Here is an 11,665-nt window from a genome sequence, read left to right as displayed (position 1 = left end):
TGGCGTTCCGCCTGGCTGAGGAAGCGCGGGTTTAATGCCGGCTGATAAACGGTGTTATCAGCCCAACAGCGAGGATCAATAACGGTAGCGGAATCACGGTAACCTCACTCCGCGCATGATTTACCTCATTGTGTGTAATTTTTTATATCACTTCTTAATTATTGAACTCGCTGGGCGTCGCCAGCAAAGCTTGCAGATTATCCACACCAACGCTGGGCCATAAAAAACCTTGCAGACCTAAAACACCGGCGTACCTGAGTTTATTAAAATACTCTTTTTTCTCTATTCCTCCGACGATCACGCCTTTACATAACAGGTTGATATTCTTTAACAACGAGTCGATGACCACGTCATATCCCTGATGGGTAAACAGCTGCCAGTAAAAACGCTTGTCTATCTTTACGTAGTCAAACAAACCATCGTACAACGCGGTCAGCGTGGCTTTACCGGAACCGAAATCATCGAGCCACAGCGTAAACATTTCGCTTAATCGCCGCACGCTCGGGTTGTTCTTCCCGGCCGAAAGATTCGGAAAACTCTCACTCACTTCAAATGCAATAAAAGGATATTGCCCGATCCGTTGGCACAACGCCGAATCGGAAAGAATAAGCTCAACGATGGTTTCTTCGATATTGATGGTCAACTGCACGTTGTTACCGGTAAACCAAGCCGCATGTTGCTCCGCAAGTTTCAGTTGCTCATTAAATAACTCAATCCTTTGTTCAGGCGCCAATAAATTAATCCCAATTTCGGCCGGCATGGCTAAATCACCGTCGAGACTGTTGAATCGGCTCAACATTTCCACCGCCAACAGCCCGCCCTCCATTGAGTAAACAGGTTGAAAAACATAGCTACTAATAAAGTCAGCTTCGAGTTGGATGTTCATTTTAATGCCACAGGATGAATGGCTAGCGTATCATCGTATATCAATATATTTTATCGATCAATCCCTCTGGGATTAATCGGAAATATCAATGTAAATACCCATGAAATATCATTTAATTGATAGATTAAAGCTATACGACAATCGTGAAAGGCGCAAAGAAAAGCAGCCGAACTTATGCCATGGCGCCCGCCAAACGCGTTATGTGAAAAGGTATTTGGCTTAAGTAGAATGGATTGACGGCCAAATTTGACTTATCTCCTTTGTTTTATTTAAGAAAAATCTTAAATAAAGTAAAATAATCTTCCCGCCTTAACGCCGATTTTTCCTGTCGTTAACGATGACTGATTAAATTTAATAACGCATCAATTCCGCCCGTTATTCTCGGCATTGAAAACGCAAAAAAATGCCCACCTTGATTTTCAGAAAATCTGCGCTACCGCCGTGCAAAACGTCGATTTCAGCGATAAAAAAAGGGATGAGCACGCTCATCCCTTCATCACCAGGCCTCCGCTAACGGATCGTTTCACTCAGCCATTGTCGCAGTTCGGCTAATTCGGCCGCCTGCTGAGGATAGTCCGCCATCAGTCGATCACAGCAGGCGGCAACGGGCTCGCTTCGATACGGGCAGCCCACCAGCATATCCGCCAGCCGCTGCAGCGGGGCGGGATTAAGGCTGTCGGTGAACGCCTGCGCGCGAACGATAGCCCCCTTCTCCACATCGAAGAACAGGTCTACGCCGCCCCAGACAAAGCGCTCGTTAAGCAAGTGGCTGAACGCCGGCGCCTTGCCGAAATTCCATTCCCAGCTGCTTTGTTTGGCGAACTGCGCGGCAAAATCGGGCAGATCGGGGAACACGTCCGGCGAAATGATCTCCGGCTCGGCCGTTTCGCCATAGTGGGCGAAGAAAGCCTGCACGATGGCGTCGCATACCTGCTCATGGCTGATACCCGGCAAAAACTCCGCCAAATTGGCGACGCGTGAACGCACCGAGGTGATGCCCTTGGCCTGCAGCTTTTTGGGATCCGGATTGAGGTAGTTCGCCAGCCGTTCCAGGTCGGCGTTCAGCAGCAGCGTGCCGTGATGGAAACCGCGATCCTGGGTTTCTCGATAGGCCGAGCCGGATATTTTACGCGGCCCATCGGCGGTTTCCATCACCAGATCGTTGCGCCCCGACGCGCCAGCCGCGACGCCCAGCTGCCGCAGCGCTTGCAGAATGATGTCGGTCGAGACGCTCTTGTCGTAGCCCGGCTTGCCGGCCATAAAGGTGAAACAGGTGTTGCCCAGGTCGTGAAATACCGCCCCGCCGCCGCTGCTGCGCCGCGCCAGCCGAATGCCGTCCTGCTCCATGCGCCGGGTGTTGCACTCTTTCCAGGGGTTCTGCGACTGGCCAATCACCACCGTTTCGGCATTGCGCCACAGGAAGAGAATTTTTTGCGTGGTCATTTCGCGGAAGATGCACTCTTCCACCGCCAGGTTGAACCAGGGATCGTAGGAGTCGGAGATCAGTAAACGCAGGCTGTTCATGGCAGGCACCGTCCAAAACATGAGATGCCGCCATGATACACCAAATCAATGGGTTAAGGCTAAATGCGTCGCGCCTGCCAGTACACCCGCTTCCAGTAGACGTTATCGAGCGAGGAGCGGATCACCCCGCGGCTGGTCGACGCGTGGATAAATTGGTCGTTGGTATCGTAAATGCCGACGTGCAGGCCGTTCTCACCGCCGCCGGTTTTGAAAAACACCAGATCGCCCGGCATCAGCTCATCGCGTGAGACCTTGGTGCCCAGCGAGGTCTGTTCTTCGGTCGAACGCGGCAGTTGCATGTCAAAACGATCGCGGAACGTGCGGTAAACAAAGCCGGAACAATCTACCCCGCCCCGATCCAGGCCGCCGTAACGGTATGGCGTGCCGTACCACTGGCGCAGCTGCTCATTGAGCTGGGCCACCACCACGATAGAGTCCGCCAGGCGGCCGCTGGGCGGCGGCGCATGGCTGCTGCACCCGGCGAGGATCAAACTGGCTAATAAAAACCACACACGCATCCGCATAATATCCCTTCATTGAACACGTTGCCGCATTATGCCATCCGGTACACCACCACACCGCCTGCGAGGCAAAGCCGGCACCACGTAAGGAGAGCGCTATTTGGCGTTAATTTATCTCCCGCACGGGGAAAAAGGCAAGCGCCATAAGGGAGATAATGACAGGATCGCCGGTTTTGGCCCTATTCCTGCGATTTTGTCTCGGACTTGCTGTTAATCAGCCAGACGCCGAACAGAATAAACAGCGTGCCCAGCGTTTTCAGCAGCGTAGCGGACTCGTTGAACCACGGCAGGATCACCGCCGCCAGATAGACCAGCGCATAACTGACGCTCAACAGAGGATAAGCGCGGTTTAACGGCAGGTGGCGCAGCGCAAAGAACCAACACAGCATCGACAGCGCATAACCGCAGATGCCGCCGCCCACCGCCAACAGCGGCAGCCAGTAGCCGCCGATCAGCGCCAACGAGACGTCGGCGAACGACATCAGCGGGATTTGCACCATGCCCCACTTCATCAGCAACTGCGCCAACGTCACCAGCAACACGCTGGCGGCGCCCCAGGCATAGCCCCTCATGAATGCACGCTCATCAGCAGGATCCCCAACATAATCGACGCTACGCCGCACCAGTGGCGGGCGGTCGTCGGCTCATGAAACAGCCAGCGCGCCGCCAGCGTCACCATCACAAAGTTCAGGCTGAGCATCGGGTAAGCCAGGCTGAGCGGCAGGCGTTGCAGCACATTGAGCCACACCGCCATGCCCAGCCCCAGCAGCAGCACCGCCAGCGCCAACCAGCGCAGTGTCAGCTTCAGCCGCGCCTCGTCCGCCCGTTCCCAACAGTGCGCCGCCTGTTTCTGGCACAGCTGCCCACCACAGGTGAGCAGGCTGACCACAATCACCAACAGAAAACCCATCATGGTTGCTGTTTATACCACATCAGCACCAGGCGGTTCATGCGATCCACCTTGTCTGCGGCGGGCAGTTCCTGCGGCAGCGCTTCGCCACGGGACAGCTGCAGCACCAGCGACACGTTCCCCTGCTTGCGCGCCTGCGCCAGCCACTGCGGGAAGTCGGCATCGCTGATCAGGTGCCCCTTGGCATCCGGGTACTCCAGACCATAGGCCACCTCGCCTTTCTGGCTGTACATCAGCACGTCGCTGCGCTTCAGCTCCCAGGCCAGGCCGGCCGCCAGCCCGACGCTGTCGCTCAACACATAGCGGCTGTCGCTCAGTTCGGCCATCGTGGCGCGGGCAAAGTTTTGCGGCAGTTTGGAATCGGTCACCTGTTGCGGGATGGCGTAACCGATCACCAGGCACAGCAGCACCGGGCAAGCCGCCGCCCAGCGCCATTGGCGGCCGTTGTCGCGTACGGAAACCAGCGCGAACAGCAGCCAGCCGCCGAAGGCGATCAGGCCGAGCACCAGTTTCGGCCACTCCTGCGGAGTAAACAGATGTGCCTTCGGCAGCAGACCGGAGCTCAACACCACCAGCGCCACGATGCCGATCAGGCCGAACAGGCCGTTCAGCCAGGCGTTGGCCTTGAACAGCCTGGCGCGCAGCGTGGCGGCGTAGTCTTCCGCATAGGCGGTCATCAGCAGCGCCAGCGGAGCCATGCACGGCAGAATGTAGGTCGGCAGCTTGCCTTTGGCGATGCTGAAGAAGATCAGCGGCATCAGCGCCCAGCTCAGCAGGAAGAACAGCTCCGGACGCTGTACGCGCTCGCGCCAACCCTTGAGCAGCGCGCCAGGCAGCAGCGCCAGCCACGGCAGCACCGCCGCCAGCAGGACCGGCAGGTAATACCAGAACGGCGCCTTGTGCTGGGCGTTATCTTCGGCGAAACGCTGAATATGCTCGACCCAGAAGAAGTAATTCCAGAAATCGGGTTCGCGTTGCGCGATCGCCAGCGCCCACGGCAGGCTGAGCAGCGTAGCGGTCACGATCGCCACCGGGCCATAGCACAGCAGATCCTTGATGCGGCGTTGCTGAATGACGATCGGGATCACCGCGATCACCGGCACCGCCAGCGCCAGGAAGCCCTTGGTCATAAAGCCCATGCCGCAGGCCAGGCCCAGCAACGCGTAAGCGCCCAGCTTGCCTTTGACCGAGGTGGCTTTCAGCGTCAGGTAATAACTGACCATCGCCGCCGCCAGCCACAGCGAGATCATCGGATCCAGCACGCTGTAGGTGCCGATGCTGAACACCAGCACCATCGACAGGAACATCAGCGCCGCCAGGCTGGCGCGGCGCGCATTGCGCCACATCAGCATCGCCAGCGCGAACACCAGCAGCGCGGTCATGCCGGTGCTGAACACCGAGCCGAAACGCACCGCAAAGTTGTTTTCGCCAAACAGCCACTGGCTGATGTTATTGAACCAGTAACCCGCCACCGGCTTTTCGAAATAGCGCAACCCCAGCAGGTGCGGCACGACCCAATCGCCGCGCTGCAGCATTTCACGGCTGATCTCGGCATAACGCGTCTCATCCGGCTGCCACAGCAGGCGGCCGTTAAGCGGGATCAGGTAAACCAGAGCAAAAAAAACGGCCAGCACAATGGCCCAGGATCCTTTTAGCGCCTTCATGTAACGTCCTTCACATCGGTTTGACAGCCCAGCCAACCTTCGCGGCCGGGGAAAGGAGCGCGCTTGATGCGGCCCAACGGCAGTGACGCCAAATCTTGCGGTAACAGCGCGCTCAGCGGACAGAATTCGATGCCCTGCCGCTGTGCGCGTTGCAATAACTGTTCGAACATCGCCGCCTGCGACATGCCTTCCACTTCGGTGTGAATGGTGTACACCGGCACGCCGCGATCGTTCTCGATGGCGCGCAGAATATAGTCGTTGAAGTCGGCCATGCTGACTTCGCTGCCAATCACTTCATCGAAGGTCGGCAGCGTCACCGGGATCTGCACCGTACCGTGGCGCCCGTCGCTCAGCACCGGACGGAACGGATGGGTGCCGCGGCAATCGCTGTTGTAATGGAAGCCGAAGCGTTGTTTGACCTCCAGCACGCGCGTATCGGCGCGCCAACCCGCCACGGCGGAGCATTTCACCGGCTGGCCGGTGCTGGCGCTCAGGGCGTCGACGCCCAGCTGTACCTGTTCGGTCAGCTGCGCCTCGCTCCACTTGCCGACCCTGGCCTGCCACCCCTGGTGATCCCAGGCGTGCAGCCCGACCTCATGGCCGGCTTCGGCGGTGCGCTTCATCAGCGGCCCCAGCGCGCGTGAAATGTTGCGCCCCGGCCAGGCGGTGCCGGCCAGCAGAATGTCCAGACCGTACAGCGAGGCGGCGTTCGAACGCAGCATTTTCCACAAAAATTTCGGACGCAAAAGGCGCCAAAGATGGCGCCCCATGTTGTCCGGTCCCACGCTGAAGAAGAAGCTGGCCTGAATGTCGTACTTTTCGAACAGATCCAGCAACTGCGGCACCCCTTCACGGGTGCCGCTGAAGGTATCTACATCAACCCGCAGACCGACTTTCTTCATGCACCGTTCCCTTCCTGAACGGTAGTGCGCAGGAAGTAGTCCAGCGTATCGGCGATGGTTTGCTTCATCTCGATGGTCGGCTGCCAGCCCAGCAGGCGGTGAGCATTTTTGATGCTCGGCGTGCGGTGCTCGACGTCCTGGTAACCTTTACCGTAGTAGCTGCTGCTCTCCACGTCCTTGAAGCCGGCAAACGGCGGGAAGCGGTCGCGCAACGGGTGGTTGTTGAAGCTTTCCAGCAGCATTTCCGCCAGCTCGCGAATGCTCGCTTCGTTGGTCGGGTTGCCGATGTTGACGATCTGGCCGTCACACAGGCCGTCGCGGTTCTCGATGATGCGGAACAGCGCTTCGATGCCGTCGTTGATGTCGGTGAAGCAACGTTTCTGCGCGCCGCCGTCCATCAGTTTGATCGGCGAACCTTCCACCAGGTTGAGGATCAGCTGGGTGATGGCGCGGGAAGAGCCGATACGCGCCGCGTCCAGGTTATCCAGGCGCGGCCCCATCCAGTTGAACGGACGGAACAGCGTGAACTTCAGGCCTTCTTTGGCGCCGTAAGCCCAGATCACCCGATCCAGCAGCTGTTTGGAGACCGAATAGATCCAGCGCTGCTTGTTGATCGGCCCCACGATCAGGCGCGAATGGTCTTCGTCGAACTCTTTGTCGTCGCACATGCCGTACACTTCGGAAGTGGACGGGAAGATGATGCGCTTGTTGTATTTCACGCAGTCGCGAACAATCTTCAGGTTCTCTTCGAAGTCCAGCTCGAACACGCGCAGCGGGTTACGGGTGTATTCGATCGGCGTCGCGATCGCCACCAGCGGTAGCACCACGTCGCATTTCTTGATGTGATACTCGATCCACTCGGAGTGGATGCTGATGTCGCCTTCCACGAAGTGGAAGCGCGGGTTGTCGAGGAAGCGGCTGATGGCGTCAGAGCCGATATCCAGACCATAGATGTCGTAGCGATCGTCGCGCAGCAGGCGCTCGGTCAGGTGGTTGCCGATGAAGCCGTTGACCCCGAGGATCAGTACGCGGGTGCGGCGTTTCATCGCGGCGTTCGGCTTGGCGGCCAGACGCACGTCGGTGACGATGCCCATTTCCTGCGCCAGGCGGCTGCCCTGCACGTACAGACCGCTGTCGTTTTGACCGGCGACGATCTCCAGCGCGCCTTCGCCACAGGCGATGACCAGCGGCGAGGTGCTCAGCACGGTGCCCGGCTGCTTATCGTGTTGGGTATCCAGCACGCGAGAGCGCCAGACGATCAGCTGGCGCTGGCCGAGGTAGCTGAACGCCCCCGGGTACGGCTCGGTGACGGCGCGCACCAGGTTGTTGATCTCTTTGGCGGATTTGTGCCACAGGATCTCGCCGTCCGCCGCGCTGCGGCGGCCGAAGTAGCTGGCCTGGGACTCATCCTGCCTGGTGAAGGTGGCGGTGCCGTTCTTCAGCTTCGGCAGTTGCTCTTTCAACACGATCTGCGCGGCTTCCAGCACTTTTTTGTGCAGCGTCAGCGCGGTATCGCCGTCGGCGATGGCCACTTTTTGCTGCCCGACGATGTCCCCGGCGTCCGGGCGTTTCACCATCTTGTGCAGCGTGGCGCCGGTTTCGGTTTCGCCGTTCACCAGCGCCCAGTTCACCGGCGCACGGCCACGGTAACGTGGCAGCAGCGAACCGTGCAGATTGAAACCGCCCTGCGGTGCCAGCGACAGGATCTCGTCGCTCAGCATGTGGCGGTAATAGAACGAGAAGATCACGTCCGGCTGCAGTGCGCGAATGCGGTCAACCCACAGCGGGTGGTTTACGTCCTCTGGCGCATAGACCGGCAGATCCAATTCGGCGCCCAAACGGGCCACGGAGGAGAAGAAGTTGTTCTCGCCAGGGTCGTCGGTGTGCGTGAACACGGCCTGCACGTCATAACCCGCCTCAGTCAGCGCTTTCAGACCGGCGCAGCCAATATCATGGTAAGCAAATACAATAGCTTTCATCATTCTTCTTCCTGAGTATTGTGGCCCTGCTGTGCACCGACCACTTTCTGAACAAAATAGCGAGGACGCGCGCGCACGTCGGTATAGATGCGGCCGATGTATTCACCCAGTAGCCCCATGCCGACAAACTGGGCGCCGATAAAGGTGAACAGGACGGCGAAAAGGGTGAACACGCCGCCGGCGGCCCATTCAGGGCCGAGCAGCAGACGCAGCGCTATCAGCACCAGCGCCAGCACAAACCCGGACAGCGCCACGATGCTGCCGACCACGCTGAGCAAACGCAGCGGCGTGGTGGTCAGGCAGGTGATCAAGTCATACATCAGGTTGATCAGCTTCATCAGGCTGTACTTGGAGTCGCCAAACTCGCGTTCGGCGTGACGCACGTCGATCTCGGTCGTGCGGCGGGCGAAGGTATTCGCCAGGATCGGGATAAAGGTGCTGCGCTCATGGCAGTGCAGCATCGCCTCAACGATATGACGACGGTAGGCGCGCAGCATGCAGCCGTAGTCCCCCATCGACTTGCCGGTGGCGCGTTGAATCATCATGTTGATCACGCGCGAGGCGCTTTTGCGGAACCAGGAGTCCTGACGGTTGGCGCGCACGGTGCCCACCACGTCATAGCCCTCTTCCGCCACGCTGACCAGCCGTGGGATCTCCTCCGGCGGGTTCTGCAGATCGGCGTCCAGCGTAATCACCAGATCGCCGGTCACCTGATTGAAACCGGCCATAATGGCCGAGTGCTGGCCATAGTTGCGGTTCAGCAAGACGGCGATCACGTGGCTATCCGGCTTTTCCGCCGCCGCAGTCAGCATGTCAGCGGAGTTGTCGCTGCTGCCATCGTCGACGAGGATGATTTCATAAGGTTGAGATAACTGCTTACAGGCGGCAGTAGTCCGCTCCAGCAACGCCGGCAGGCTTTCCTGCTCGTTGTATACCGGGATGACTACCGATACTTTTTTAATCGGTTCAACGCGAGGCACGTAAAGACTCCACAACAGAAGACAAGGCATTGACCACGCGATCCACGTCGGCGTCGGTCATATCAGGGAATAGCGGTAAGGTGCACAGCCGCGCCGAGTTCCATTCGGTATTCGGCAAAGAAAGCTGCGGATAACGCTCACGGTAGAATTTCTGAGTATGCGCGGCGCGGAAATGCAGCCCGGTGCCGACGCCAACCTCTTTCAGGCGCTCCATCAGTTGGTCGCGATCGATGCCGCAACGCGCGGGATCGACGCGGACCATAAACAGGTGCCAGGCGTGGTCATGCGGATAATCCGGCACGCCCAACGGTTGGAACGGCGAGCCTTCCAGCGCGCTCAGGTAGCGCTGTGCCAGCGCCTTACGGCGCGCGTTCAGCTCAGCAAAGCGCGACAGTTGCACCACGGCGATCGCCGCATGAATGTCGGACAGGTTGTATTTGTAACCCGGCTCCACCACTTCGGCCTGCGGTTTGCGGCCAAGCTGCTGGCGATCGAAGGCATCGACGGCCAGACCGTGGAACTTCAGGCAACGCAGGCGATCCGCCAGCGCATCGTCGTCGGTGGCGATCAGGCCGCCTTCGGCGCAGGTCACGTTTTTAATCGCGTGGAAAGAGAAAATCGCCGTGCCGCGTGCGCCGACCCATTCGCCGTTGTAGCGCGTGCCGACCGCGTGGGCGGCGTCTTCGATCAGCGGCAAGCGATGGCGTGCGGCTACGGCGCGCAGCGCATCCATTTGCAGGGGAGCACCGGCATAATGCACCGGAACAATCGCTTTGGTATTCGGGGTGATGGCAGCCTCGACATCGGCGGCGCTGACCATCAACGTATCACGGTCAACGTCGATCATCACCGGCGTGGCGCCCAGCAGCTCGATCATGTTGAGGGTGGAGACCCAGGTTTGCGAAGGGGTGATGACTTCGTCGCCAGCGCCGATGCCCAGCGCCATCAGCGTGATGTGCATGCCCGCCGTGGCGGAACTGACGGCGATGGCGTGCTTACAGCCGAAAGTGGAGCAGAAGTCGCTTTCCAGTTGCTGGTTTTGCGGCCCGGTGGTGATCCAACCGGAACGCAATACTTTCTCTACCGCGGCGATTTCTTCATCGCCGATGGCCGGACGAGAGAAAGGCAAAAATTGATCCATAGTTAACCCCAAACGTATCGAGCTGCTTTTGATGACACTGTAAATCCCTTTCGTTTAACGAATATTAAACGCCAGAGAAGAATCGTTTCCGTGGATTAACTGACAATGTAAGGCCGCAAGCTTAACTAAACCTTAAGACGAGACGTGTCATCAGTGGGAGAACTGATAGGTAGGCGCCGTCATCATTAATTTAAATTTACTATGAAAATCAATTTATTATATATATTAATAATTATTTACTTATTTTATTTTTTCCGAATCAAGCCTAGCACGTCATTGACGTTTTTCAATAAAACCCACGATAAAATGAGCGGTGGAACAATAATAGCCGATGATTACCCGGCTATTTATATTCACTACGTTTAGTTTTCGTTTACATTTATGCTGCCGGGACGAATTAAGCCGTGCGCGTCATGATCCAACGCTGGTTCCCCACCCATTGCAGGTGAAAATCCACTTCATAGATCTGCGACAACAGGTCGGGCGCCATCACCTCACGGGTGATGCCCTGCGCGACCAGCTGCCCAGCGTGCAGCAACCAAACCCGATCGGCCTGCTGCAGGGTATGATTCAGATCGTGCGCGCACACCAGCGCGCTGCGCCCACTTTGGCAGAATTCGCGCAGCAGGCGATCCAGCGCGACCTTTTGCGCCACATCCAGGCTATTGGTCGGTTCATCCAGCAACAACAACCGGCTGTGCGGATTGACGCTGGGCCACACCTGCAGCAACACCGCCGCCAGCCGCACCCGCTGCCATTCGCCACCGGAAAGCTGCGTCAACGTGCGTGACAGCTTATCCACCAGCTTCAACCGCTGGCATAGATAGAGAATGGCGTGCTCCACCTCGGTTTGCGCCGCGCCGGCAGGCCGGTGCAACGCCAAATACTGAAACACCGGCATCAACGACACCGGCGGCTGTTGCTGGCTGAGATAACCGCGTCGGCGCGCCAGCTCGCTCCCCGGATAATCGGCCAACGCGCGTCCGTCCAGGCAGACTTCGCCCAGCCCCGGCAGCATGCCCGCCACCCGCGCCAACAGGGTGCTCTTCCCTGCGCCATTGGGGCCGATCAGGTGAACCTGCAACCCGCCGTCAATCTGTGCCGAAAAAGGCGCCAGGCGCCCCGCCACCCCAACCTCAACGAGTTGCAGCATCTGTC

At 58.5% G+C, this 11,665-nt stretch carries 11 protein-coding genes; all 11 read right to left on the bottom strand.

Annotated features, from left to right (window positions below; all coding sequences use genetic code 11):
- Positions 1 to 154: 154 nt before the first annotated feature.
- Positions 155 to 886 (bottom strand): EAL domain-containing protein, encoded by a 732-nt coding sequence (locus tag SSARUM_RS10430; RefSeq protein ID WP_033646308.1) that lies wholly within the window; start codon positions 884 to 886, stop codon positions 155 to 157.
- 510 nt (positions 887 to 1,396) lie between these two features.
- Positions 1,397 to 2,410, bottom strand: coding sequence for a lipoate--protein ligase A (locus tag SSARUM_RS10425; RefSeq protein ID WP_033638762.1), 1,014 nt, complete (start codon positions 2,408 to 2,410; stop codon positions 1,397 to 1,399).
- Positions 2,411 to 2,469: 59 nt separating this feature from the next.
- Complete coding sequence (locus tag SSARUM_RS10420; protein WP_016927954.1) at positions 2,470 to 2,934, bottom strand: NlpC/P60 family protein; 465 nt, start codon at positions 2,932 to 2,934, stop codon at positions 2,470 to 2,472.
- A 176-nt stretch (positions 2,935 to 3,110) separates the two neighbouring features.
- Entirely contained in the window at positions 3,111 to 3,503 is a 393-nt protein-coding gene (gene arnF, locus SSARUM_RS10415) for a 4-amino-4-deoxy-L-arabinose-phosphoundecaprenol flippase subunit ArnF (RefSeq protein WP_060418482.1), read from the bottom strand.
- On the bottom strand, positions 3,500 to 3,844 hold the full coding sequence (arnE, locus tag SSARUM_RS10410; protein WP_033653923.1) for a 4-amino-4-deoxy-L-arabinose-phosphoundecaprenol flippase subunit ArnE: 345 nt from the start codon (positions 3,842 to 3,844) through the stop codon (positions 3,500 to 3,502). Before arnE ends, arnF begins: the two co-directional genes overlap by 4 nt.
- Entirely contained in the window at positions 3,841 to 5,505 is a 1,665-nt protein-coding gene (gene arnT, locus SSARUM_RS10405; protein ID WP_033653922.1) for a lipid IV(A) 4-amino-4-deoxy-L-arabinosyltransferase, read from the bottom strand. Before arnT ends, arnE begins: the two co-directional genes overlap by 4 nt.
- Complete coding sequence (gene arnD, locus SSARUM_RS10400) at positions 5,502 to 6,407, bottom strand: 4-deoxy-4-formamido-L-arabinose-phosphoundecaprenol deformylase (RefSeq protein ID WP_033646311.1); 906 nt, start codon at positions 6,405 to 6,407, stop codon at positions 5,502 to 5,504. Before arnD ends, arnT begins: the two co-directional genes overlap by 4 nt.
- A complete protein-coding gene (gene arnA / locus SSARUM_RS10395; protein ID WP_033647431.1) occupies positions 6,404 to 8,386 on the bottom strand; it encodes a bifunctional UDP-4-amino-4-deoxy-L-arabinose formyltransferase/UDP-glucuronic acid oxidase ArnA in 1,983 nt (660 codons plus the stop codon). Before arnA ends, arnD begins: the two co-directional genes overlap by 4 nt.
- Positions 8,386 to 9,396, bottom strand: a complete 1,011-nt coding sequence (arnC, locus tag SSARUM_RS10390) for an undecaprenyl-phosphate 4-deoxy-4-formamido-L-arabinose transferase (RefSeq protein ID WP_194243198.1) — start codon at positions 9,394 to 9,396, stop codon at positions 8,386 to 8,388. Before arnC ends, arnA begins: the two co-directional genes overlap by 1 nt.
- Positions 9,353 to 10,507 (bottom strand): UDP-4-amino-4-deoxy-L-arabinose aminotransferase, encoded by a 1,155-nt coding sequence (gene arnB, locus SSARUM_RS10385; RefSeq protein WP_033646312.1) that lies wholly within the window; start codon positions 10,505 to 10,507, stop codon positions 9,353 to 9,355. The genes arnC and arnB overlap by 44 nt, the downstream gene beginning before the upstream one ends.
- Before the next feature lie 397 nt (positions 10,508 to 10,904).
- Positions 10,905 to 11,660: a vitamin B12 ABC transporter ATP-binding protein BtuD gene (gene btuD / locus SSARUM_RS10380; RefSeq protein WP_043147376.1), complete on the bottom strand. Its 756-nt coding sequence runs from the start codon at positions 11,658 to 11,660 to the stop codon at positions 10,905 to 10,907.
- Positions 11,661 to 11,665: the final 5 nt, after the last annotated feature.

The sequence above is a fragment of the Serratia sarumanii genome (genome assembly GCF_029962605.1).
Taxonomy (GTDB): domain Bacteria; phylum Pseudomonadota; class Gammaproteobacteria; order Enterobacterales; family Enterobacteriaceae; genus Serratia; species Serratia sarumanii.
The sequence above is the reverse complement of the archived record's forward strand: the minus strand, read 5'-3'. Positions and strand labels throughout refer to the sequence as shown.